Below are 22,766 nucleotides of genomic sequence, written 5' to 3' on the forward strand. Positions count from 1 at the left end.
CAGAGGATTACATCTTCGCGCGCTGCGCGATTCCGTCCTTGATCGACGCAAGCTCCGCCTCATCCCACACGCCGATCAAAATCCCGCCCTTCACCTGGAGCTGGTTGTCGGCATAGTTCGCAATCTTCTCGCGCGGCGTGGTGATGTGGTCGTTGGGATGCAGCGCCCAGTCGAACAGCTCGGCTTGTAACCGCGCGATAACGCCGGCGCATTCGGGGTCGTCGCCGCGATCCAAGAACTCGTCCGGATCGGTTTCGAGGTCGTACAGCATCGGGCGGAAGCCGGAGGCGTGGATGTATTTCCAGCGGCCGTCGAACACCATGAACAGCCGGCAGCGCTCGATCGGCTGGTTCAGCTTCAACCGTACATCCTGCATGGCGTAGTCGTATTCGGAGAACACCACCTTGCGCCAATCGTCCGGCGTCGGGCCGCGCAGCAGCGGCAGCAGCGAGCGCCCTTCGAGGATGTGCCCCGGCACCTTGCCGCCGAAATAGTCGACGAAGGTCGGCGCGAGATCGATGCCTTCCACCAGCGCATCGCTGCGCGTGCCGCGCGTGGCGTCGGCTTCGGTGGAGGGATCGATGACGATCAGCGGGATTTTTGCCGACTGCTCGTGGAATAGATCCTTCTCGCCCATCCAGTGATCGCCGAGATAGTCGCCGTGATCGGAGGTGAACACGATCATGGTGGTTTCCATGAGGCCGCGTTCCTCCAGGAACTTCATCAGCACGCCCATCTGGTCGTCGATCTGGGTGATCAGGCCCATATAGGTCGGGATCACCTTCTCGCGGGCGTCGTCGCGCGCCATGTTGCGGGAGTAGCGCATGTCCATATAGGCGCCGAACACCGGATGCGGATTTTGCCGCTCGCGCTCGGAGCGGATGACCGGGATCATGTCATCGGTCGAATACATGCTCGCGTAAGGCTCTGGCGCGATGTAGGGCCAGTGCGGCTTGATGTAGGACAGATGCAGGCACCATGGCCGGCCGTCGCTCTCGGCCTCGCCGATGAAGTCCATCGCGCGGCGCGTCATGTAGGGCGTCTCGGAATGCTCGTCCGGCACGCGCGCGGCCTTATCGGCGTGCACCAGCAGCCAGCCGTTCTGCAATGAGCCGTCTTCCGCTGCGCCGGAATTGGCCCAATGCTCCCAAGGGTTGGTCGCTTCAAAACCCTGCCGGCGCAGATACTCGTCGTATTTCGGGCGTGGCCGGCCGGTCGGATGCAGGCCGTCGTCGCGCTCGTAAGGCTCGAAGCCGCATTCGGCGACGTGCACGCCGATCATCGATTCCGGCGGGATGCCGAGTGCCTTCATGCCCTCGAGGTCGGGCGCCATGTGGGACTTGCCGACCAGCACGTTGCGCACGCCGATTTTCTTGAGGTGATCGCCGAGCGTGGGCTCACCGACGCGCAGCGGCCAGCCGTTCCAGTGCGAACCGTGCGAGCGCATGTAGCGGCCGGTGTAGAACGACATTCGCGACGGGCCGCAGATCGGCGACTGCACGTAGGCCTTCGAGAACAGCACGCCACGCTTGGCCATGGCGTCGATGTTCGGCGTCTTCAGCGTGGGGTGGCCGGTGCAGCCGAGATAATCATAGCGAAGCTGGTCGCACATGATCCAGAGAACGTTCTTTGCGCGCGCCATGCTTGTCGCTCCATCGTTCGATTGCGGGATATTGCGCTATCGATGGCGCGAAGAAAACCTCTCCCCGTTGGAGAGAGGTGTGGAGAGAGTCTCGCTCAATCAGGCCGACCACGGCTCCGCTTCGGCCGCGCTCTTCGCCTTCGCCGACACCGGCGCCTCGCCAATCACATCCACCAGCGCGCGCAACGCTTCCTTGACGCCCTCGCCGGTGATGCCCGAGAGCAGCAGCGGCGTCTTCTTCGCCGCGCGCTTCAGCCGTTCCTTCTGCTTCTTCAGCTCGTCCGGCCCGACCGCGTCGATCTTGTTCAGCGCGACGATCTCGATCTTGTCGGTGAGCAGCCCGCCATAGGCGTCGAGCTCCTTGCGCACCGTCTTGTAGGCCTTGCCGGCGTGCTCGCAGGTCGCGTCGATCAGATGCAGCAGCACGCGGCAGCGCTCGACATGACCGAGGAAGCGGTCGCCGAGGCCGGTGCCTTCATGCGCGCCTTCGATCAGGCCGGGAATGTCGGCGAGCACGAATTCGCGGCCGTCGGCGTTCACGACGCCAAGCTGCGGATGCAGCGTGGTGAAGGGATAGTCCGCGATCTTCGGCTTGGCCGCGCTGACCTTGGAAAGGAAGGTCGACTTGCCGGCATTGGGCATGCCGACCAGACCGGCATCCGCGATCAGTTTCAGCCGCAGCCAGATCCAGCGCTCTTCGCCGGGCTGGCCGGGATTGGCATTGCGCGGCGCGCGGTTGGTCGACGACTTGAAATGCGCGTTGCCGAAGCCGCCATTGCCGCCCTCGGCGAGCACGAACTTTTCGCCGACATTGGTGAAGTCGTGAATCAGGGTTTCGCGATCTTCGTCGAAGATCTGCGTGCCCATGGGAACCTTGAGCACGATCGGCTTGCCGTTGGCGCCGTGGCGGTCGGAGCCTGCGCCGTTCTCGCCCTTCTGGGCCTTGAAATGCTGCTGGTAGCGGTAATCGATCAGCGTGTTGAGGCCGTCGGCGACTTCGAGGATGACACTGCCGCCGCGGCCGCCATTGCCGCCGGAGGGCCCGCCGAATTCGATGAACTTCTCGCGGCGAAACGCCACGCAGCCGTCCCCGCCGTCACCGGAGCGGATATAGACCTTTGCTTCGTCGAGGAATTTCATGGGCCATAGGTAGGCCAGCCGGTCCTGCGCGGCAACCCGCAGTTGCCCGCAAATCGGCCGAATTTCGGCGAATTGGCCGCTTGCTTAACCAGCCGGGCGGCGGCGGATCAGGAATTTCTGCATGCCTTCCAGCAGCAGTTCCTTGCGCTGGTTGAATACGGTGCTTTTGAGCGTCACCGCGCCCGTCGTCCGTCCCGGCACGAGCTCGGTGACCTCCAGCGCGGGATAGATCGTGTCCCCGGCGAACACGGGTTTAAGAAACCGGCTCGACTGCTCGAGAAAGCCGACCAGGGATTCCTCGACCATGAACGGAAACAGGCCGGCGCCGGGCGCGGTGTGGATCAGCGTCTGAAAGCCGTGCGCGAGCAGGTGCGGCATGCCGCGGGCGCGGCAATACTCCACATCATAGTGCACCGGATGGGTATCGCCGCTCGCGGTCTGGAAGGCCGCGAACACCGCCGACGTCTGGGTGCGGCTCGGGAGCACGAAACGCTCGCCGACGACGAAATCCTCAAACCAGCGTTGCGCGGTGATCATGCGGTGCTGGGCCGGGTCGAAGTCGGTCATGTCCATGCTCTCTGTTCGTGTCCGGCTTATCGCTACCGCGGCGCGAAGAGTGCGACAATCCGCTCAATTCGGCTTGCGCGGGCTTGTCGCGCGCGCCGGCTTCATTAAAACGGCGCTCGATGCCCTTCTTCAAGAATCTCTCCGCCTATGACGACCGCTCGGCGCGCCTCGCAGGCATCGCCCTCATGGTGCTGTCGATCTTCATGTTCTCGTTCGGCGACGCCATGGGCAAGTTCCTGGTCGGGACGTATTCGGTGGGGCAGCTCCTGTTCCTGCGCGCCTGCGCGGCGCTGCTGCTGCTGTCGCCGTTGATCTGGCGGCAGCGCCGTCAGTTCCTGCAACTGGAGCGGCCGTATTTGCAGCTGTTTCGCGTGGTGCTGTCGACGCTGGAGGTCGCCGCCTTCTTCCTCGCCACCGTCTATCTGCCGCTCGCCGACGTCATCACCTACTATCTCGCCGGTCCCATCTTCGTCACCGCGATGTCGGCGATCTTTTTGGGCGAGAAGGTCGGCTGGCGGCGCTGGACCGCGATCCTGATCGGCTTCTGCGGCGTGCTGATCGCGCTGCGGCCATCGGCGCAGACGGTCAGCCTGCCCGCGCTGATCGCGCTCGGCGGCAGCCTGTCGTTTGCAACGCTGATGCTGATCACGCGCAGCCTGCGCAAGACGCCCGATATCGTGATGGCGTCCTCGCAGTTCGTCGGGACATTTTCGCTGGGAGCGGTGCTGTCGGCCTATCACTGGGTGCCGCCGACGCCGGGCAGCCTCGTGTTCTTCGCGCTGGCCGGATGCATCTCGGTCACGGCGCTGTTCTGCGTCAACCGCTCGCTGAAGCTCGCGCCGGCCAGTGTCGTCGTGCCCTACCAATATTCGATGATCGTCTGGGCCGTGATCTTCGGCTTCGTCGTGTTTGGCGATGTGCCGTCGATGGCGACCGTCGTCGGCGCCGTGATCATCATCGGCGCCGGCTTCTATATCTATCTGCGTGAGCGCGATCTGGGGCGCGCCGGCGGAGAGGTTGCTCCGCCGGCCTGATGCCTACCTCATGCGCCGCGCGCTGCTCCAGCTCTTCAGCGACGACCACACCCCGCGCGACAGGCGGAAGCAATCGACCGGCGTCGAGGAGCCCAGCGCGAGGAAGCGATGCAGCTGCACGCCGCTCCACTGGAAGCCGCATTTCTCCAGCACGTTGCGCGAGGCCGGATTGGTGACGCGCGCGCCCGCATGGAGATGGTCGTCCTCGAACTCCTCGAAGAAGAAGTCGATGGCGCCGCGCGCCGCCTCGGTGGCAAAGCCCCGGCCCCAATGCTCGACGCCGAGCCAGTAGCCGAGCTCGGCATTGTCGGGCGTGGAGCGGTCGATGCCGACCATGCCGACCGGCGTGGTGTCGTGCTCGATCAGGAACACGGTCTCGCTGCCGAGCGCGGCGGTGGCGCGGATGAATGCGACGGCGTCGTCCTGCGAATAGGGATGCGGGAGGCGGCGGGTGTTTTCCGCGACGCGGCGGTCGTTGGCGAGGCGGGCGATGGTCCTGACATCGGCGAGTGTCGGCCGCCGCAAGGTCAGCCGCTCGGTGGCGACGACATCAGGTCTCGCCTCCCGCAAGGTCACGCTCGAGAAATCCTGCAACATGTCCGGCTCCGTCAAAGTCACTAAGTGGAAAGTGAGCTGGTCAAACGAAAAGGGGGAGGCCGGTTTCCCTGCCTCCCCCTGGAGCCGTCGATCTCTATGATCTCAAGGACTCCGCCGGTTCGGTCAAGGACCCGGCGGACTCCAAATAAGATCCGCCGTCTATTCAGCAGCCTCTGCAAGCGGGAGTACCGCTACGAAGGTGCGGCCATTGGCTTTGGCCTGGAATTCAACGCGACCCTCGATTTTGGCGAACAGAGTGTGGTCAGTGCCCATGCCAACATTGAGGCCTGGATGCCAGGTGGTACCGCGCTGACGCGCAATGATGTTGCCGGGAATCACGTGCTCCCCGCCGAACACCTTGACGCCAAGGCGCTTACCCTTTGAATCGCGACCGTTGCGCGATGAACCGCCTGCTTTTTTGTGAGCCATGGCTCGTCTCCAAATCCTGCGTATTTCTAGGTCAATTCCTTGACCGAATCATTTCAAAATGTCTCACGCATCAATTCGTGAATTGGCGTGATCGATTTTATGCGGCGGCTGCTTCTTCTTTCGCCGGATCCTTGGCGACCTTCTCCCGCTTCGGGCGCGGGCCCTTGGTGGGCTTCGCGTTGTCGGTCAGGATCTCGCTGACGCGCACGACCGTGATCTCGTCGCGGTAGCCACGCTTGCGGCGCGAATTCTTGCGGCGGCGCTTCTTGAACGCGATGACCTTCGGCCCGCGCTTGTGATCGAGCACCTCGACGGCCACGGTCGCACCGGCCACCGTGGGCAGGCCCAGCACCGGCGTGTCGCCGCCGACCATCAGGACTTCGCTCAGCTGCAGGATCGTGCCGACTTCGCCTTCGATCTTGCCAATTTCCAGGACATCATCCGGAACGACGCGGTACTGCCGGCCGCCGGTTTTGATGACTGCGAACATCGTTATTTTCCTTCGTGTTCAATCCCGGCCTCGCGACGAAAATCGTCAGGGGCCGGCTTTTTGTCAGTCGCTATGGGTTTATGCGAGTTTTGTGCGGGCGGGAGTTATCCCTTTGAAAACCCACGCAAAAACAAGCGGCGCGAGAAACGCCCCGCGCCGGTTGTGGGACTTATAGCCGCGAGCTGCGAAGAGTCAAGGAAAACTGCCGAAAACGGCCCTGATTGGAAGGATTTGGTGCCAATCCGGCCTCTCCGCCGAATGTGGGGGCGGGCCTGCAACCAACGAGTTCCCCGCCGTTGTCTCCGCGAATTCGCACACGGGCAAGGGCTTTCCATGGCAACGGACGAACTGGTCGCGACCACCGGCATCGCGCAGCATGGCGCGAGCCGGCTGCCGTCGGTCGATATCGACGGCTTCAACATCGAAATGAAGGACGAGGACGGCTTCCTCGGCGACCGCGCCAGCAAGGGCGCGTTCCGTGGATTCTCGAGCGCTGGCGCAAGCCGCTGCGCAAATCCGGCGAGGATCCGTTCGGTAAGGAGCCCTCGGAGAACATCAGCAAGAAGACGCTGGACGCGATCCTGATCGGCGACGACACCGAAGCCTCCGCGGTGGTGCACAGCGCGATCGAGGAGTTCGCCCAGGAGCTCGCTTACGTCACGCGCCGCTTCCTCAAGACCAAGGCCTGGGCCAAGACCGAGCGCATCGTGGTCGGCGGCGGCTTTCGCGATTCAAGGCTCGGTGAGCTCGCGATCGCGCGCGCGGAAATCATCCTGAAATCCGAGGATTTCAAGATCGACATGATGCCGATCCGCGCCCATCCCGACGAGGCCGGCCTGATCGGCGCGCTGCATCTCGCGCCATCCTGGATTTTCGAGGCCCATGACAGCATCCTCGCGGTCGATATTGGCGGCACCAACATCCGCTGCGGTCTGGTGGAAACCAGCTGGAAGAAGGCCAAGGACCTCTCCAAAGCAAAGGTCGTGAAGTCCGAGCTGTGGCGTCATGCCGACGACGAGCCGACGCGCGAAGGCGCGGTGAAGCGACTCGTGAAAATGCTGAAGGGGCTGATCACGGAAGCCGAGAATGACGGCTTCAAGCTCGCGCCCTTCATCGGCATCGCCTGTCCCGGCGTCATCAACGAGGACGGCTCGATCGAGAAAGGCGCGCAGAACCTGCCGGGCAATTGGGAGAGCAGCAAGTTCAACCTGCCGGCGAGCCTGATCGAAGGCATTCCGCAGATCGGCGAGCACGACACCGCGATCCTGATGCACAATGACGGCGTGGTTCAGGGTCTCTCGGAAGTGCCGTTCATGCAGGATGTCGACCGCTGGGGCGTCCTCACCATCGGCACCGGCCTCGGCAATGCGCGCTTCACCAATCGCCACAAGGACGGCGGCAACGGCAAGGACTCTGCGGGCAACGGCAAGGACAACAACAAGAAAAAGGCAAAGGAAAACAACAAGAACAGCCAGAAGTCCGACAAGGAGTAACCTTGACCGGTTAGGTTAAGGAGCGGATTGCGTTGCGGCGGAGCCGCTGCACGCTAGGGTCAGATCGTCGCCTCATCTGGCCGGCGAAGCCGCCCTTCCCAGCCAGAATTTCGATGGAGCGGCACGGGACCGCCAGTATTTACCGCGTCTGGCGGTCCCACTCGTTCTCTCAGGCATGATCGATGAGACTGGAGTCGCGCCCCGACGAAGGTGCGTTCCCTCCTCTCGTGGGCAGGGCAATCGCATGTGGGAGCGATTTCCCTGTGGCCATCCTTCGAGACGCCCGCCGTTGGCGGGCCCTCAGGATGAGGACCGAGTGTGCGGCCGTAGTTTTGACGAGCACCAATGCCGCTTAGCCTCATCCTGAGGAGACCGCGAAGCGGTCGTCTCGAAGGACGAGGCGCGCCCTCAGGTCGTGCAAAGCGCCATATGCGATCGCCTGTTCGACCACCCACCCTGCTCTAGCTTCCCTGCCGCTCAGCTCCAGCCGACGCGTTGAAAGAATGCCGCGATTTCCGCTGCCGCGCGATCCGGATCCTCGCGATGCGGGAAGTGTCCGACGCCCGGAAACATCGCCAGATCAACCTCGCTAAAAGTCTCTCGCAGCCGGTCGGTCCAGGCATAGGGAAACAGCGGATCGTGCTCGGCCCAGCGCACGCAGGTCGGCACATCGATCGGCGGTAATTGCGGCGCTTCGCCCTTCATCATCGCGATGCGGCCTGCATGCGACGCCCGATAGTGCGCAAATCCGCCGGCGAGATTGCCGTCCTTGAAAAAATTGTCGCCGAAGAGATCGAGGACGTCGTCGAACGCGTCCTTGCGATGGGCCCAACCTCTCAGGAAGTGCGCGATATAGAGCCGGCAGCTCTCGCGGCTCGCGCCGACGAGCGCGGGCGCCATCTCCATCTGGTGGAAAGATTGATACCAGATGTGGTTGAGCCTATCGGGCGCGGCCATCCGCGGCCCGATGCCGGGATAGACGAAATCGAAGAAAAATAGCCCGGCGAGCCGCTCCGGCGCCTGCCGGCCGAGCTGCTGCATCACCGCGCCGCCGACATCATGGCCGACCACGCCGAATCGCGCGATGCCGAGCCGGTCCATCAGCGCCTGCATGTCGGCCGCATGGCCGTCCGGCGCGTAAGGGCTATCAGGCTTGTCGCTGTCGCCAAAGCCGCGCAGATCGGGCGCGATCAGCGTGAAACGGTCCGAAAGCCGCGCCATGACCGGCTCCCAGGTCAGCCAGAATTCCGGCCAACCATGCAGCAAAAGCAGCGATTTGCCCGTCCCGGCGCGGACCAGATGGAAATTGGCGCCATTGGCGGAGATCGTCAGGTGCTCCATGGCAGTTCCTCCCGGTGAGAAGCGTTTTCAAGCGAAGTGGACGCCGGTTCGCGGTCCAAGAAAACGCGTCAAACAAGAATTGAGCCGGGCGTGGGTGAAAGAGGCAGCGGATTTTCCCCTATCGCGCCTTGTCTGGCCCGCCATCCTCGCCTATTAACGCCCCCCAACCACAGGGGCCCTGCTCCTCATATGGCGCCTTCAGGAGAGGTGGCAGAGTGGTTGAATGCACCGCACTCGAAATGCGGCATAGGTGCAAGCCTATCGGGGGTTCGAATCCCTCCCTCTCCGCCATCTGCCTCGAATCTCTCCGCAAAGTGGCTCAGAGTGCCGCTGCTCCGCGCCGACATCGGGCCATTCTAATCCTTTAGCGGCACAAGCTCTGTGACCGCGGGGTGCCGCTGGATGTCAGCCGGGTTCGTGGCTACAATCGCTGATATGTAAAGCATCTCCTCGCACGTAGCGCTTGGAATGCCGGACGCGATGGTGGATTCGCGAGGGGGATGGATAAGCGCGGGCTAAGCGAACGCGATATTTGCACCAAGTTCATCACTCCGGCCCTGCGCGAGGCCGGTTGGGATGAGATGCTGCAAATCCGCGAGGAGGTCGGCTTCACCAAAGGCCGGATTATCGTGCGAGGCAAGCTGGTCACGCGCGGCCGGGCCAAGCGTGCAGATTATATTCTCTACTTCAAGCCGAACATCCCGGTCGCGCTCATCGAGGCCAAGGACAACAATCACAGTGTTGGCCACGGCATCCAGCAGGGCCTCGACTATGCGGCGACGCTGGATATTCCCTTCGTGTTCTCCTCGAACGGCGACGGCTTCGTCTTCCACGACCGGACTGGCCTCAGCGCCCCCGTCGAGGCGAATCTGGGCCTTGACGCCTTTCCGTCGCCGGCCGAATTATGGACGCGTTACCGCGCCTGGAGGGGCCTCGACGCAGAAGCCGAACAGATCGTTCTTCAGGACTATTTCGACGACGGCAGCGGCAAGGCGCCGCGCTATTATCAGGTAAGCGCTGTCAACGCCGCGATCGAGGCGATCGCCAAGGGCCGCGACCGCGTGCTGTTGGTCATGGCGACCGGCACCGGCAAGACGTACACGGCATTTCAGATCATCTGGCGCTTGTGGAAGGCGGCCCGCAAGAAGCGCATCCTGTTCCTTGCTGATCGCAATGTGCTGATCGACCAGACGATGGTGAACGACTTCCGGCCATTTGGCCCGGCGATGGCGAAGCTTTCGACCAACGCCAAGACTATCGAGAAGCAAGATGGCACGAAGGAAGACCTGCCGCTGGCACTCGACAAGAAGCGGCGCATCGACACCGCTTTCGAGATCTATCTCGGGCTATATCAGGCGATTACCGGGCCTGAGGACCGCCAGAAAATCTACCGCGAGTTCTCGCCCGGTTTCTTCGACCTGATCGTGATCGACGAATGCCACCGCGGCAGCGCGGCTGAGGATTCTGCGTGGCGCGAAATTCTCGACCACTTCGCGGGCGCCACACAGATCGGCCTGACCGCCACGCCGAAGGAAACGGCCTACGTCTCGAATACGGACTACTTTGGGCCGCCGGTCTTCACCTATTCGCTGAAACAAGGGATCAGCGATGGTTTTCTTGCGCCATACAAGGTCATCAAGGTCCACATCGACCGCGACGTGGAAGGCTACCGGCCCGAGCTTGGACAACTTGACCGTGATGGCAACGAGGTCGAGGACCGTATCTACAACACCAAAGATTTCGACCGGAATCTCGTGCTCGATGACCGCACCCTGCTGACGGCAAAAAACGTAACTGAGTTTCTGAATGAAAGCGGCGACCGTTTTCAGAAAACCATCGTCTTCTGCGTCGATGAGGAGCATGCGGCGCGGATGCGGCAGGCGCTCATTAACGAGAACCCCGATCTTGTCGCCGAAAACCAGCGCTACGTCATGCGCATCACCGGCAGCGACAAGGAGGGGCAGGATCAGCTCGGCAATTTCATCGATCCAGAATCGAAATATCCAGTGCTGGTCACAACCTCTCGGCTTCTCTCGACCGGCGTCGATGCTCAGACCTGCCGGCTAATCGTGCTCGACCGCGCGGTTGGCTCGATGACCGAGTTCAAGCAGATCGTCGGGCGTGGCACCCGCGTCCACGAGGATACCAAGAAGTTCTATTTCACGCTGATCGATTTTCGTGGCGCGACCGACCATTTCGCCGACCCGGATTTCGATGGCGAACCAGTGCAGATCTATGAGCCGGGTGAAGGCGACCCAATCGCGCCGCCCGATGATGGTTCTACCGACTTCGGAGAGAACGATCAATCATCCTACGGGGAGAATGACGACGAAGAAAGCGTCATTGACCAGCCAGCCTCGGTCGTTTCGGCCGGCGATCGTGCACGAAAAATCTATGTCGATGGTATTGGTGCTCGCATTGTGGCTGAACGCGTCGAATATCTTGACGAAAACGGCAAGCTTGTCACCGAATCTTTGCGCGATTTCACCAAGGCGGCTCTGAAGAGGCGCTACGCAAGCCTCGACGATTTTCTCAAGCGCTGGAAAGCGACCGAGCGCAAGCAAGTGATCATCGAGGAACTGGAAGCCGAGGGCTTGGCGCTCGATACCATTGCCGACGAGCTCGGGAAAAACCTTGATCCTTTCGATCTGATCTGTCACGTCGCCTTTGACAGGAAACCGTTGACGCGGCGCGAGCGAGCCGACAACGTCAAAAAGCGCGATGTCTTCAGCAAATATGGCGGGCAGGCCCGTGCGGTACTCGACGCATTACTCGTGAAATACGCCGACGAGGGCGTTCTCAATCTTGACGACGCCAATATCCTGCGTATTCCACCGCTCAGCACGCTGGGCACGCCTTTTGAACTCATCAAGGCATTCGGGGATCGCCATGGGTTCGAGCGCGCGGTGCATGAGCTCCAATCCTCTCTCTACCAGGAAGTCGTCTGACTATGTCCGTTCGTAACACCGTCAAATCGATCCAGGACATCATGCGCCAGGATGCCGGCGTTGACGGCGATGCCCAACGCATCAGCCAGTTGTGCTGGATGTTCTTTCTCAAAATCATTGACGATCAGGACCAGGAACTTGAGGTCACCCAGGACAATTACCGCTCTCCGATCCCCAGAAGGTATCAGTGGCGCGCATGGGCAGCGGACCCTGAAGGAATTACGGGCGAAGAGCTGCTCGCATTTGTCAACGGAGATATGTTTCCGGCTTTGAAGGGCCTCGCAATCTCGAGTAAGTCCGGCGACCGCCGCCGCGTGGTCAAGGACGTCTTTGAAGACGCGTACAACTACATGAAATCCGGCCAGCTGATGCGGCAGGTCGTCAACAAGATCAACGACGTCGATTTCAACAATTTAACCGAGAGGCAGCATTTCGGCGATATCTACGAGCAGATTCTGAATGATCTGCAATCGGCCGGCAATGCCGGCGAATATTATACACCGCGCGCCGTCACCGCTTTCATGGCCGACCGCATCGACCCGCGCCCCGGCGAAATCTTGTTCGATCCCGCGTGCGGTACCGGCGGCTTTCTGACCTGCGCCATCCGCCACATGGAGAAAAATTACGTCAAGACGATCAAGCAGCGCGAGAAGATGCAAGCTGCCTTGCGAGCGGTCGAGAAGAAGCAGCTTCCGCATATGCTTTGCGTCACCAACATGCTCTTGCACGGCATCGAGGACCCGAGCTTCGTGCGGCACGACAACACCCTGGCGCGCCCGTTGATCTCGTGGAGCAAGGATGAACGCGTAGATATCGTGTTGACCAACCCACCATTCGGAGGACGCGAGGAAGATGGCATCGAGAACAATTTTCCCACTTTCCGCACCAAAGAGACGGCAGATCTGTTTCTTGCCCTGATCGTCAGGCTGCTCAAGTCAGATGGCCGCGCCGCTGTGGTGCTGCCCGACGGCACGCTGTTCGGCGAGGGCGTCAAGACGCGGCTCAAGGAACATCTGATGGAGGAGTGCAACCTCCACACTATTGTTCGTTTACCCAACTCCGTGTTCAAGCCTTATGCGTCGATTGGCACGAATCTTTTGTTCTTTGAGAAAGGCAAACCGACCAAGGACATTTGGTTCTACGAACACCGTGTGCCCGATGGCCAGAAAGCCTATTCGATGACCAAGCCAATTCGGCTGGAGCATTTCCAGGGCTGCATCGACTGGTGGGGTGGCAAGGAACGGAACGGGCGCGAAGTGACCCCGCAGGCTTGGCGCGTCACCGCCGCAGACGTTAAGGCGCGCGGTTATAATCTCGACATCAAGAATCCGCATTCGGTGGCGGACGATCACGGTGACCCGAAAATGCTGCTGGTGAAGCTGGCCGCTGTTGAGGCCGAGACGACGGGCCTGCGCGACCAGTTGTAAGCGCTTAGCCGCAACCCTATTGAGGCTGGCTTGACGTTTTGCGGAATCGCCACGGCATAAGGTCTTCGATGCGGCTATGGGGATGGCCGTCGATGATCGTCTCGAGTGTTTCGGCGATGTAGGCGGCCGGGTTGATGTCGTTGAGCTTGCAGGTGGCGACGATCGACGCGAGCAAGGCCCAGTTTTCCGCGCCGACCTCATGACCGGCGAAGAGCGCATTTTTTCTAGTCAGGCAGACTGGCCGGATGGCGTTCTCGACCGGGTTCGTGTCAAGCTCGAGGCGCCCGTCTTCGAGGAAGCGGGTCAGCCCTTGCCAGTGATTGAGCGCGTAGCGGATGTCCTCGGCGAGCGTCGAACCACTGGAGATCATCGACAGCTGTTTTTCGAACCATGGCTTTAGCGCGGCGACGATTGGCAGCGAGTGCTCCTTGCGCGCGGCCAGCCGGATGTCCGGCGATGAACCGCGTACCATGGCTTCGATGGCGTAAAGCTGTGCGATGTGCCGAACCGCAGCCTCGGCGATCGGCGATTTGCTGTTGCGGGCCAATTTGACGAAGCGCCGCCGCAAATGGCTCCAGCAATGCACAAGCGTCCACGGCCCCTGCGGTCGAGCGACTTCGGTCAGCCGGTCATAACCGTCATAGGCATCGCATTGCAGGAAGCGTCCGTTAAAGCCATGCAGGAACTGCTCCGCGAAGGCGCCGCTGCGACCGGGGCATATCGGAACAGCACGATCGGAGGACTTGGGCCGCTGTGGCCGCGGTCGTCGGAGACGATCGCCCAGAAGTAGCCTTTCTTCGTTTGGCCACGCCCGGGATCGAGCACCGGTGCCGTGGTTTCGTCCATGAACAGACGATCTGCCCTCTCCAGATGGCGACGCATGTGGTCCGCTACGGGTTGGAGATGGAAGCAGGCGCGGCCGGACCAGTTGCCCAGTGTCGCCCGATCAAGCCGGATCCCCTGCCGAGCATAGATCTCGGCCTGACGGTAAAACGGCGTATGGTCGCCGAACTTGGAGACGATCACGTGCGCAATGGCCGCTTCGGTCGGCAGCCCACCAGGCACGACGTGCTCCGGCGCGTGGGCCTGCACGACAGGGCCCGAGCAGCGGCGACAGATGTATTTCGGGCGGCGCGTGACCAGCACGCGCCATTGCGCCGGGATCACGTCGAGGCGTTTGCTGACGTCCTCGCCGATCTTTGTCATGGCGCCGCAACCGCACGGACAGAGCGTGCTCGCAGGCTCGATGATCCGTTCCACCCGAGGCAAATGGGCAGGCAAGCAGCCGCGATTGCGATGAGAACCTTGATCCGGCGCGCTCCGCGATCGGCCCTGGATCACAGCCTCGGCTCTCTCCTGAGCCGCGTCCAGGATGCCTTGCGCGATCTCCACGTCTTCCAGCGGCAAGTGATACTGATCTGGCCGTAGCTTCTCGGACTTCGCGCCGAACTTCTCGCGTCTCAATTCCCCGAGAATGACCTCCAGCCGACGTCGCGCTTCCTCCGATGCCGCCAATGCCCCCTGATGCTCGCTCAAGGCTGCCTGCGTTTGCGCCAAAAGCGCCTTCAGGCGTTCGTTTTCGTTGCGCAGCGCCGCAATGCTCATGCGCTATTTCGAGCACGTCGCCACCGCGCCTGCCACGTTCAAAATAGCTCCCGAGTCAATCTGCCGCAGTTATCCAGCCGCCTGGGGACGCCGCGCTTCTTTCGGGCGGACTAACCTCCAATCCAGCCCTTCGAACAGGGCTGCGAACATCGCTGGCGATATGCGCATCACGCCGTCTGCGATCGTTGGCCAAACGAACTTGCAGCCTTCGAGGCGCTTATGAACTAACACCAGGCCCGTTCCATCCCAGACCAAAATCTTGATCCGGTCCGCTCGTTTCGATCGGAACACGAAGGCTGCGCCGCTGAACGGGTCGAGGCCAAGCATCTCCTGCACCTTCGCCGCAAGTCCATCGTGGCCACAGCGGAAGTCGATCGGCCGCGTCGCGATGTAAATCTTCAGATCGGCACCGGCCGCGATCATCGTGACGCTCGCACTGCGCGGATCACCCGGGACAGCTGCTCGCCATCTATTGCTGTGTCCGTCCGCAGCACGACATCGCCGATCGCGATCTCAAGCTTGATCGCCGGAACGTGACCCTCCTCCAACGCGCTTTCCACGACCAGCGGCGCGAATGTCGACTGCGACGCCTCGCACGGCGCCAACAGGCCTCGCTGTCGAAAGCGTCGTCGCCAATCGTAAATCTGCCAGCGCGTCGCCCCGTGCTTGCGCGCCACCTCGGAGACCTGGGCACCGGGTAGCAGACTCTCGGCGACGATCCGAGCTCTCTCAGCCTCCGAACGCACGCGGCGTCCCGACGCTCCTTCAAGGACCTCCAGCCGGCTCACCGGCCCTACCGATGAGCCGTCCAAATGGACGTCCTTTTTGCTGTCCAATCCCATCCCAAACCTCCGTCCAAGCCGGAGGCTTCTTCGCACGTTCATTCGAATTCTGAAGCAAGGGTATCGGCTTCGCGCTTACGACCAGTTGAGGGCGATTCTAGCCGAGGCGCTTGCCCGATGAACGCAGAACGTCTGCTGGCGCATTACAACGAGATCGCCGACGCGCCTGATGCGATCCGCCGGCTGCGCCGCTTCATTCTCGATCTGGCGGTCCGCGGCAAAGTTGTGCAGCAGGACGCAAACGACGAGACTCCGAAAGGCTTCAAGAAGCCGAGCGATCCGGCCGCGCCATTTAATCTACCCGGCAATTGGAAATGGATCGAGATCGGCGACCAACTGCAATTGTTAAACGGCATGGCATTCAAGCCGACCGAGTGGACCAGATCGGGTTTGCGGATTGTGCGGATTCAGAATCTGAACAAACCGGATGCGCCTTTTAACTTTTGTGATCCCGAAACAGCCCGCGAGCGGTCGCTAATTGATAATGGCTCATTCTTGATAAGCTGGTCGGGCACGCCTGGCACGTCCTTTGGTGCGTTCATTTGGGATCGTGGACCGGCGGTTTTGAATCAACACATCTTTCGCTGCGATTTCAAGACACGGGCGTTCATCCCATCGTTCCTGCGGCTCGCGGTCAACGGTCGGCTTGACGAGATGATCGCCAAGGCGCACGGGGGCGTCGGCCTTCAGCACATTACAAAGGGAAAGTTGGAAGAACTGCTGATCCCCCTCCCACCGCTCGCCGAGCAGGGCCGCATCGTCGCCAAGGTCGATGAGCTGATGGCGCTGTGCGACGGGCTGGAGGCGGCGCTCGGAAGACGCGAGGCTGCGCGAGACCGGCTGGCAGCGTCGAGCCTCGCTCGCCTCAACGTACCCGATCCCGAAACCTTCCAAGCGGACGTCCGCTTCGCCCTCGATGCGTTGCCTGCACTTACCACACGTCGAGATCAGATCGAACGCCTCCGTCAGACCATCCTCAACCTCGCCGTGCGCGGGAAATTGGTGCAGCAGGATGTGAAGGACGAGCCAGCGTCCGCGTTATTGGGCCAACTCGTGAAGGGAGGTGGCAATCCTAGGCTGCGGAGAACTGTGCCAGAGGAGGTACAAGTCCCAATCGAATTGCAATCTCATGAATCGCCCCCCGGCTGGAAGTCTGGAACCTACCGCCAAACTTCTACGAATTGGTGCGATTAGTGATCTCAAAGATGGCAATCACGGTGCCAATCATCCGAAGGTCTCCGATTTTTTGGATGAAGGACTTCCATTCATAACAGCAGCGCAGGTCTCAGAGAGAGGGACAATCGACTATGTTGGTGCTTATAAACTTGCCGGATCGCCACTAAGAAAGCTTCGAGTAGGGTTTGCCCAAAGAGGAGACGTTATTTACACACACAAGGGAAGCGTTGGCCGCGTAGCTCTGTGCGACAGGGACTGCGTACTTTCTCCTCAAACGACCTATTATAGACCAAACGCATCCGTCTTCAGCGCCGCATTTCTTCGTATAGTGCTTCTCAGCGACGTATTTCGAAATCAAGTGGATTCCGTAAAAAAGCAAACGACGAGAGACTTTGTTTCCATTCAGAAACAGTATGAGTTTTTTCTTCCCATTGCGCCGCTCGCTGAACAGCGCCGTATAGTCGCTAAGGTTGATGCATTGGTGGCGCTCTGTGACCGGCTGGAAGTTAGTCTCGCTGCTACAACCGCTACCCGATGCCATCTTCTCGATGCTCTCCTGGTTGAAGCTCTAGCGCCGGTCGAGGAACGAGACCTGGAAGCAGCGGAATGAGCGTCGCGGGGTTACGGTGACAGTGCACAAAAGTTTGCGGCGCGCCTGACCGACCATGAGCGCGCCTGAACTAGGTGGCGTGTCAAACGAACTGAAAGCGTCGCCTACCGCGTCCGCTTCGATGAGCTAAAAGCGTTTTGCCACGATGACATCGTGCTCCTGTTTTGCCCGACGTGTCAAACGACGCGCGACGTCATCCGAAATCCTTCGACACAACGATCAACGCTCCCCTCGGCCGCCCCTGAACGGATTGCGCACCTTCGCACCCAGCCCCGCGATGTCACGATCGTTGCGCGTCACCAGCGTCAAATCATGCGTCAACGCGGTTGCCGCGAGCAGGCCGTCGATGACCGGGACGGACCTGATCGCGCTGATGCGGCCCCATTGATCGGACACGGCGTTGTCGATGCCGAGCACGCGTCCCTCGAATGCGGCCTCGACGTCACGCAGCCAGCGTTCGAGCGCCGCTGCCTTGCCCGCATCCCGTGCGCGAGCGAGCTCGATGCCCTTTCGGATCTCGCCAAGCACGAGCGTGCTCAGGAAGATGTCCGCATCGGCAATTGACGCATACCAGGCGGAGACGTGGACGTCGCAACGCGCGCCCTTGCGAATCTCGGAAATGATGTTGGTGTCGATCAAATAGCTCACAAGTCGATGTCGCGGCCGGGATCGGCGCTGCGATCAAGCGCGATGCCGTCGAGCGGCGCGGAGGCGAGCAGCGCCTTCAGGCTGACATGGGACGGCTCGGCAAAGCGCTGCCGTAGCAGCGCGCGCGCCTCCGCCTGACGCGCGGGATCGGACAGCGCTGAAGCCACCCGGCGAACCAGGCTCGCATCTTCCTTGCGGACATTGACCTCGACCCGCACGAAGCCTTGGCGCTCTCGACGTGCGCGGTGGCTGGCGACCGGGGATTTTGCTTTGCTGGTCATGGAATACCCAGTTTCCGGAAACATTACCGGAAACATCGGCGAACGCAAGCGGCAATCGGTCGCTTGAGTCTCTTGAGTCTCTTGAGTCTACTGTGCATGGGGTTGTTTTCGACATTTTTGTTGTCAGGCTGGGGAACACCCTTAGCGCGATGCTACGTTGAACGTGCCCCCGGCGCGGGCCGACCAACATCCCGCGGCCGGCAGGGAGCCAGCCGCGGGCCAGCCGTCAGGTGATCCACCACGATGTTCGACAAGACCTACCGGCAACGCCTCGAAGCCGACCTCGCGCAATGGGAAGCCGATGGCGTGATTGCGCCGGCGGCCGTCGCCTCCATTCGTCATGCGCTGCCGCCGCTGTCGCCGGGCATCAACATCGCGGTCGTCGTTGCCATCGTCGGCGGCCTGGTGATTGCGGCCGCCTTCCTTGCCTTCGTCGCGGCGCATTGGACCGAGATCGCGCGGCTGTTGCGGTTCGCGATCCTGCTGGCCGGCATGATCGTCGCCGGCGGCCTCGGGGCGTGGTTCGCGGCGACGGGGCGCATCGTTCTCGCCGACCTCTGTTCGAGTATCGGCGCGATCGTCTTCGGCGCAGGCATCGCGCTGGTCGGCCAGATGTATCATCTCGGCGACGATTTTGCCGGCGGCATGCTGTTGTGGTCGATCGGCGCATTTGCCGCGGCACTGCTGACCGGCTCGCGCGGCGCGCTTGCGGTCGGGCTCGCGGCCGCGTGCATCTGGACCTGCATGCGCGTCTATGATGCGCCGGACGACCTCCATCTTCAATTCGCAGTGGTCTGGCTGATCGCCGCCGCGATCGCGTTGGCGTGGAATTCCCGCGTCGCTGCCCATCTCGTCGCGACCGCGGTGCTGCCGTGGTGGATCGCGACGTCGCTTCGCTTCGACTTCGATGGCGCCCAGCCTGCCTTCGTGCTGGCGAACGGTGCGGCCCTGCTGTTCGGCGCCGGGCTCGCGATCGCCGCCGTGCCGGCGCCGCGGTCGCGCAGGCTTGGATCTGTCCTGGCGATCTATGGCGCGTTCGCGCTGGCCGTCGTCGCCTTCCTGGAGGTGACAACGGTCGACGATCTCTTCCGCCTTCGGACAAGCACGACCGCGGCCCAACCCTCGTGGGCGATCATGTGCGGCGTCGCCGGTGTGGTCCTCGCGCTCGCCTCGGCCGGCGTGACCGGGCGTGTCGGCGAAATCCTCGCGGCATGCGCGATCGGGCTCGTCCTGCTCGCTGCGCCGATCTGGCCGGCGTCCGCGGCCGGCGAGCCCTGGTTCGCTTATGCCGCGCTGCTCTGCGCCATGCTGTGCCTCGTCGTCTCCGGCGTGCTCGACGATGTGCGTCCACGGATCGTCGCCGGCTGGCTCGGCATCGCCGGCGTCATCGCTGCGATCACCTGGGCGGTGAAGGGCTCGCTGCTGCGCCGCTCGGCCTTCCTGGCGGTGGCCGGCATCGTCGCCGTCGTCTTTGCAACAGCACTCAATCGCGCGCTGCCGAGGGCTGAACGATGATCAAGCTCACCGGACTATGGCACCGCATCCCGAAGGCCGTGCTGTTCGGTGCCGCCATCCTGCTGCAATGCGCGCTGCTGATGTTGATGGTTGCCGACCGCGTGAAAATCCTGCGCGAAGGCCGTGAGGTGACCTTGCAGACGCGGCCGCTCGATCCCCGCGATCTCCTGCGCGGCGACTATGTCGTGCTCGGCTATGACATCTCGCAACTGCCGGCAGGTGCGCTCGCCGGCCAGCCGACCGCCGAGCGCAATCCGGTCGTGTTCGTCAAGCTCGCGCCCGATGCCAACGGCCTCTATCAGGCCGTTTCCGTACATGCCGCGCCTGTGACGGTCACGGCGCCCGACGTGCTGATCCGCGGCCGCGTCGTTTATTCCTGCGGTTCGACCAGCCGCACCTTCTGCGACAAGCTGCAGATCAGATACGGCCTCGAAAGCTATTTCGTGCCGGAAGGCGAGGGCAAGACGCTCGAGCAGGCCCGCAACCAGCAAAAGCTGCGCGTCGTCGCCGCCGTGCTGCCCTCAGGCCGCGCCACCATCAAGCGGCTGCTGCTCGACGGCGAGCCGATCTATCAGGAGCCGTGGTACTAGCTGTGCGGCTACGCGCTCAACGCCCGCCGCAGCACGTCCCAGATCCGCGGATCGCTCATATGCGCCACGTTGAATCGCATGCAATTCGACGCTGATTGCGATACGCTGAACACGTTGCCGGGCGCGAGCACCACGTCCTCTTCGAGCGCGGTGCGCGCAACGGCCGTGGCATCCTGCCCGCCGGCGAGGTGGCACCACAGGAAGAAGCCGCCGCGCGGCATCAGCCAGGGCTCGATCCCCAACGCCTGAAGTTTTCGCGCGACGTCGCGCCGGGTGCGCGTGAGCTTTTGCCTGAGCTCGTCCATGTGCTTGCGATAGTTGCCGCCGGCCAGCACCTTTGCGATGATCTCGGTCGCGACCGGGCTCGGGCCGCCGAAGCTGGTGGCGACCTGGAGGTCGACGAGATGCTCGACCCAGTCGGCACGCGCCGCAATGTAGCCGCAGCGAACCGAGGCCGAGAGCGCCTTGGAGAAGCTGCCGATGCGGATGACGCGGTTCAGTCCATCCAGTGCGGCAAGGCGCGGCGATCGCTCCGGCTCGAAGTCGCCAAAAATGTCGTCCTCGATGACGGTGAGATCGTGCGCGGCGGCCGCGGTCAACAGCCGGTGCGCGGTCTGGAGGAAAGCGTCGCGCCGGTCGGATTGTGCAGCGCTGAATTGGTGATGTAGAGCCGTGGCCGTTCGGCCACCAGAATCTGCTCGAAGCGTGTGACATCGGGGCCCGACGGGGTGTAGGGCACGCTGACGATCTTCGCCTGATGCGCGCGCAGCAGCGCACGAAAATTGAAGTAGCAGGGATCGTCGACCAGCACGGTGTCGCCGGGACGAAGCAGGAAGCGGCAGATCAGGTCGGTTGCCTGCGTGCCCGAACCCGTCAGCATCAATTGGCTGATCGAGGCCTCGATCTCGTCTTCGGCGAGGCGCGCGAGCAGCAGCCGGCGCAGCGCAAGCGAGCCGGATGTCGAGCCGTAATTGGTCAGCACGCTCGCGTCGGTGCGGGCAAGCGCACGGGTGGCGCGCCGCAGTGCCGCTTCCGGCATCCACTCCGGCGGCAGCCAGCCGCAACCGGGTTTTGGCACGGCCGCGTCGGTGTCGAGCGACTGCCTGGAGACCCAGAACGGATCGACCGCCCGATCGCGGCGCGGCTCGACCTCGGTCAATGCGAGCGGCGGCGTGACCGTCGGCGACACATAGAAGCCCGAGCCGCGGCGCGCGCGGATCAGACCTTCCGCGGCGAGGCGATCATAGGCTTCGACCACCGTGGACGGCGACACGTCCATCGTTGCGGCAAGGCTGCGGATCGACGGCAGGCGCTCGCCGGCGCTGAGCGCGCGTCCGGCGATCTTGGCGCGGATCGCGCTCATCACGTCAACGGTCAGCGTGCCGCCGCGACCCTTCATTCGCGCTTCGATGTCCAAAGTGTATTGCCTTCCACACCAATACAGATTGGCTGGATTGTACTGGATTGTCACTGGTCTCGCCACCGCCGAAGGCCGAAGGTGACAGTTCAAAAAGTGGAACGGACATGCAATCTGCGGGCAGCGGCTGGGGCAACGGGCTTCTCGGCGTCATCATCTTCAGCGGCTCGCTGCCGGCGACGCGTGTCGCGGTCGGCGGCTTTTCGGCGCTGTTCCTGACGTCCGCCCGGGCAATCATCGCGGCGCTGATCGGTGCGGCCGTGCTCGGCCTGCTGCGCCAGGCGTGGCCGGAGCGCAGGGATCTCGCCTCGCTGACCATCGTCTCCATCGGCGTCGTGGTCGGCTTCCCTGCTGACGGCGCTGGCGCTCCAGTACATCACCTCGGCGCATTCGATCGTCTTCATCGGCCTGCTGCCGCTGTCGACCGCGATCTTCGCCGTGCTGCGGGGCGGCGAGCGGCCGCAGCCGCTGTTCTGGCTGTTCGCAGTTCTCGGCAGCGCCACGGTTGCGGGCTTTGCCCTCTCGAATGACGGCACCGCATCAGTCAGCGGCGATCTCCTGATGGTGGCCGCGATCGTGCTGTGCGGGCTCGGCTACGCCGAAGGCGCCGCGCTGTCGCGTCGGATCGGCGGCTGGCAAGTCATCTCATGGGCATTGCTGCTGGCCTTGCCGCTGATGCTGCCCGTCATGATCTGGACCTGGCCCTCGACATGGAGCGGGGTGAGCCTGCCGGCCTGGATCGGGCTCGCTTATGTCTCGATCTTCAGCATGTTCGTCGGATTCATCTTCTGGTATCGCGGGCTTGCGATCGGCGGTATCGCCCGCGTCGGCCAGTTGCAGCAGCTGCAGCCCTTCCTCGGGCTGGCGCTCGCGGGCTTCCTGCTGCACGAGCCGGTCGCATGGAGCATGATCGCCGCGACCGCGCTCGTCGTCGTCTGCGTGTTCTTCGCGCGACGGTTCGCCTGAGGGCGTTG

18 protein-coding genes, 1 tRNA gene and 4 pseudogenes are annotated in these 22,766 nt (G+C 62.6%); 10 read left to right on the plus strand and 13 right to left on the minus strand.

Annotated elements, in window-relative coordinates:
- Positions 1-7: 7 nt before the first annotated feature.
- The 3 genes from ACTGJ9_RS06830 to ACTGJ9_RS06840 form a co-directional block, all read right to left on the minus strand.
- The gene (locus ACTGJ9_RS06830; RefSeq protein WP_456676448.1) at positions 8-1,642 is read right to left on the minus strand and encodes an alkaline phosphatase family protein; all 1,635 of its coding nucleotides are present in this window, start codon (positions 1,640-1,642) and stop codon (positions 8-10) included.
- A 99-nt stretch (positions 1,643-1,741) separates the two neighbouring features.
- A complete protein-coding gene (gene obgE / locus ACTGJ9_RS06835; RefSeq protein WP_456676449.1) occupies positions 1,742-2,782 on the minus strand; it encodes a GTPase ObgE in 1,041 nt (346 codons plus the stop codon).
- A gap of 84 nt (positions 2,783-2,866) precedes the next feature.
- Complete coding sequence (locus tag ACTGJ9_RS06840) at positions 2,867-3,349, minus strand: MaoC family dehydratase (RefSeq protein WP_456676450.1); 483 nt, start codon at positions 3,347-3,349, stop codon at positions 2,867-2,869.
- Positions 3,350-3,468: 119 nt separating this feature from the next.
- Between ACTGJ9_RS06840 and ACTGJ9_RS06845 the strand changes: the two genes are divergently transcribed.
- Positions 3,469-4,383 (plus strand): DMT family transporter, encoded by a 915-nt coding sequence (locus ACTGJ9_RS06845; protein WP_456676451.1) that lies wholly within the window; start codon positions 3,469-3,471, stop codon positions 4,381-4,383.
- A gap of 3 nt (positions 4,384-4,386) precedes the next feature.
- Here ACTGJ9_RS06845 and ACTGJ9_RS06850 read toward each other — a convergent pair whose 3' ends face one another.
- The 3 genes from ACTGJ9_RS06850 to rplU form a co-directional block, all read right to left on the minus strand.
- Positions 4,387-4,980, minus strand: coding sequence for a GNAT family N-acetyltransferase (locus ACTGJ9_RS06850; RefSeq protein WP_456676452.1), 594 nt, complete (start codon positions 4,978-4,980; stop codon positions 4,387-4,389).
- Between the two features lie 159 nt (positions 4,981-5,139).
- On the minus strand, positions 5,140-5,409 hold the full coding sequence (gene rpmA, locus ACTGJ9_RS06855) for a 50S ribosomal protein L27 (protein WP_128962840.1): 270 nt from the start codon (positions 5,407-5,409) through the stop codon (positions 5,140-5,142).
- Between the two features lie 97 nt (positions 5,410-5,506).
- Positions 5,507-5,899, minus strand: coding sequence for a 50S ribosomal protein L21 (rplU, locus tag ACTGJ9_RS06860; RefSeq protein ID WP_456676453.1), 393 nt, complete (start codon positions 5,897-5,899; stop codon positions 5,507-5,509).
- A 333-nt stretch (positions 5,900-6,232) separates the two neighbouring features.
- On the opposite strand from rplU, the pseudogene ACTGJ9_RS06865 reads away from it, so the two are divergent.
- Positions 6,233-7,392: pseudogene (locus ACTGJ9_RS06865) on the plus strand (ROK family protein).
- Between the two features lie 477 nt (positions 7,393-7,869).
- On the opposite strand, the gene ACTGJ9_RS06870 reads toward ACTGJ9_RS06865, so the two are convergent.
- Positions 7,870-8,733, minus strand: coding sequence for an alpha/beta fold hydrolase (locus ACTGJ9_RS06870; RefSeq protein ID WP_456676454.1), 864 nt, complete (start codon positions 8,731-8,733; stop codon positions 7,870-7,872).
- A gap of 201 nt (positions 8,734-8,934) precedes the next feature.
- On the opposite strand from ACTGJ9_RS06870, the gene ACTGJ9_RS06875 reads away from it, so the two are divergent.
- From ACTGJ9_RS06875 to ACTGJ9_RS06885, 3 genes are all read left to right on the plus strand, one after another.
- A tRNA-Ser gene (locus ACTGJ9_RS06875) sits at positions 8,935-9,024 on the plus strand.
- A gap of 209 nt (positions 9,025-9,233) precedes the next feature.
- Entirely contained in the window at positions 9,234-11,681 is a 2,448-nt protein-coding gene (gene hsdR, locus ACTGJ9_RS06880) for an EcoAI/FtnUII family type I restriction enzme subunit R (RefSeq protein ID WP_456676455.1), read from the plus strand.
- 2 nt (positions 11,682-11,683) lie between these two features.
- The gene (locus tag ACTGJ9_RS06885; RefSeq protein WP_456676456.1) at positions 11,684-13,108 is read left to right on the plus strand and encodes an N-6 DNA methylase; all 1,425 of its coding nucleotides are present in this window, start codon (positions 11,684-11,686) and stop codon (positions 13,106-13,108) included.
- Positions 13,109-13,124: 16 nt separating this feature from the next.
- On the opposite strand, the pseudogene tnpC reads toward ACTGJ9_RS06885, so the two are convergent.
- The 3 genes and pseudogenes from tnpC to tnpA form a co-directional block, all read right to left on the minus strand.
- Positions 13,125-14,713, minus strand: a pseudogene (gene tnpC / locus ACTGJ9_RS06890) (IS66 family transposase).
- A 69-nt stretch (positions 14,714-14,782) separates the two neighbouring features.
- Positions 14,783-15,136: an IS66 family insertion sequence element accessory protein TnpB gene (gene tnpB, locus ACTGJ9_RS06895; RefSeq protein WP_456675766.1), complete on the minus strand. Its 354-nt coding sequence runs from the start codon at positions 15,134-15,136 to the stop codon at positions 14,783-14,785.
- Complete coding sequence (gene tnpA, locus ACTGJ9_RS06900; RefSeq protein WP_456676457.1) at positions 15,133-15,555, minus strand: IS66-like element accessory protein TnpA; 423 nt, start codon at positions 15,553-15,555, stop codon at positions 15,133-15,135. The genes tnpB and tnpA overlap by 4 nt, the downstream gene beginning before the upstream one ends.
- 117 nt (positions 15,556-15,672) lie before the next feature.
- Here tnpA and ACTGJ9_RS06905 point away from each other — a divergent pair, with 117 nt between their 5' ends.
- Together ACTGJ9_RS06905 and ACTGJ9_RS06910 are read left to right on the plus strand one after the other, a co-directional pair.
- Positions 15,673-16,749 (plus strand): restriction endonuclease subunit S, encoded by a 1,077-nt coding sequence (locus ACTGJ9_RS06905; protein WP_456676458.1) that lies wholly within the window; start codon positions 15,673-15,675, stop codon positions 16,747-16,749.
- Positions 16,685-17,341, plus strand: a complete 657-nt coding sequence (locus ACTGJ9_RS06910; protein WP_456676459.1) for a hypothetical protein — start codon at positions 16,685-16,687, stop codon at positions 17,339-17,341. The genes ACTGJ9_RS06905 and ACTGJ9_RS06910 overlap by 65 nt, the downstream gene beginning before the upstream one ends.
- 219 nt (positions 17,342-17,560) lie before the next feature.
- Here the strand turns inward: ACTGJ9_RS06910 and ACTGJ9_RS06915 are convergent, their stop codons facing one another.
- Positions 17,561-17,989: a PIN domain-containing protein gene (locus ACTGJ9_RS06915; RefSeq protein ID WP_456676460.1), complete on the minus strand. Its 429-nt coding sequence runs from the start codon at positions 17,987-17,989 to the stop codon at positions 17,561-17,563.
- Positions 17,986-18,270, minus strand: a complete 285-nt coding sequence (locus tag ACTGJ9_RS06920; RefSeq protein WP_456676461.1) for a hypothetical protein — start codon at positions 18,268-18,270, stop codon at positions 17,986-17,988. The genes ACTGJ9_RS06915 and ACTGJ9_RS06920 overlap by 4 nt, the downstream gene beginning before the upstream one ends.
- 243 nt (positions 18,271-18,513) lie before the next feature.
- On the opposite strand from ACTGJ9_RS06920, the gene ACTGJ9_RS06925 reads away from it, so the two are divergent.
- Entirely contained in the window at positions 18,514-19,785 is a 1,272-nt protein-coding gene (locus ACTGJ9_RS06925) for a DUF2157 domain-containing protein (protein ID WP_456676462.1), read from the plus strand.
- Positions 19,782-20,375: a GDYXXLXY domain-containing protein gene (locus ACTGJ9_RS06930; protein ID WP_456676463.1), complete on the plus strand. Its 594-nt coding sequence runs from the start codon at positions 19,782-19,784 to the stop codon at positions 20,373-20,375. Before ACTGJ9_RS06925 ends, ACTGJ9_RS06930 begins: the two co-directional genes overlap by 4 nt.
- Before the next feature lie 8 nt (positions 20,376-20,383).
- Here the strand turns inward: ACTGJ9_RS06930 and ACTGJ9_RS06935 are convergent.
- Positions 20,384-21,774 (minus strand): annotated as a pseudogene (locus tag ACTGJ9_RS06935) (aminotransferase-like domain-containing protein).
- Positions 21,775-21,899: 125 nt separating this feature from the next.
- Here ACTGJ9_RS06935 and ACTGJ9_RS06940 point away from each other — a divergent pair.
- A pseudogene (locus tag ACTGJ9_RS06940) lies at positions 21,900-22,758 on the plus strand (DMT family transporter).
- The last annotated feature ends 8 nt before the right edge of the window (positions 22,759-22,766 follow it).

Origin of the sequence: Bradyrhizobium sp. RDM12, assembly GCF_051917485.1 — a bacterium.
Classification (GTDB): domain Bacteria; phylum Pseudomonadota; class Alphaproteobacteria; order Rhizobiales; family Xanthobacteraceae; genus Bradyrhizobium.

What these genes read in the sequence shown, in the direction of transcription:
- ACTGJ9_RS06845 (WP_456676451.1), top strand. Translation starts at nt 3,469, where the DNA reads ATGCCCTTCTTCAAGAATCTCTCCGCCTATGACGACCGCTCGGCGCGC.
- rpmA (WP_128962840.1), bottom strand. Translation starts at nt 5,409, where the DNA reads ATGGCTCACAAAAAAGCAGGCGGTTCATCGCGCAACGGTCGCGATTCA.
- obgE (WP_456676449.1), bottom strand. Translation starts at nt 2,782, where the DNA reads ATGAAATTCCTCGACGAAGCAAAGGTCTATATCCGCTCCGGTGACGGC.
- tnpA (WP_456676457.1), bottom strand. Translation starts at nt 15,555, where the DNA reads ATGGGATTGGACAGCAAAAAGGACGTCCATTTGGACGGCTCATCGGTA.
- ACTGJ9_RS06830 (WP_456676448.1), bottom strand. Translation starts at nt 1,642, where the DNA reads ATGGCGCGCGCAAAGAACGTTCTCTGGATCATGTGCGACCAGCTTCGC.
- rplU (WP_456676453.1), bottom strand. Translation starts at nt 5,899, where the DNA reads ATGTTCGCAGTCATCAAAACCGGCGGCCGGCAGTACCGCGTCGTTCCG.
- ACTGJ9_RS06905 (WP_456676458.1), top strand. Translation starts at nt 15,673, where the DNA reads ATGAACGCAGAACGTCTGCTGGCGCATTACAACGAGATCGCCGACGCG.
- hsdR (WP_456676455.1), top strand. Translation starts at nt 9,234, where the DNA reads ATGGATAAGCGCGGGCTAAGCGAACGCGATATTTGCACCAAGTTCATC.
- tnpB (WP_456675766.1), bottom strand. Translation starts at nt 15,136, where the DNA reads ATGATCGCGGCCGGTGCCGATCTGAAGATTTACATCGCGACGCGGCCG.
- ACTGJ9_RS06870 (WP_456676454.1), bottom strand. Translation starts at nt 8,733, where the DNA reads ATGGAGCACCTGACGATCTCCGCCAATGGCGCCAATTTCCATCTGGTC.
- ACTGJ9_RS06930 (WP_456676463.1), top strand. Translation starts at nt 19,782, where the DNA reads ATGATCAAGCTCACCGGACTATGGCACCGCATCCCGAAGGCCGTGCTG.
- ACTGJ9_RS06925 (WP_456676462.1), top strand. Translation starts at nt 18,514, where the DNA reads ATGTTCGACAAGACCTACCGGCAACGCCTCGAAGCCGACCTCGCGCAA.
- ACTGJ9_RS06850 (WP_456676452.1), bottom strand. Translation starts at nt 4,980, where the DNA reads ATGTTGCAGGATTTCTCGAGCGTGACCTTGCGGGAGGCGAGACCTGAT.
- ACTGJ9_RS06910 (WP_456676459.1), top strand. Translation starts at nt 16,685, where the DNA reads ATGAATCGCCCCCCGGCTGGAAGTCTGGAACCTACCGCCAAACTTCTA.
- ACTGJ9_RS06840 (WP_456676450.1), bottom strand. Translation starts at nt 3,349, where the DNA reads ATGACCGACTTCGACCCGGCCCAGCACCGCATGATCACCGCGCAACGC.
- ACTGJ9_RS06920 (WP_456676461.1), bottom strand. Translation starts at nt 18,270, where the DNA reads ATGACCAGCAAAGCAAAATCCCCGGTCGCCAGCCACCGCGCACGTCGA.
- ACTGJ9_RS06885 (WP_456676456.1), top strand. Translation starts at nt 11,684, where the DNA reads ATGTCCGTTCGTAACACCGTCAAATCGATCCAGGACATCATGCGCCAG.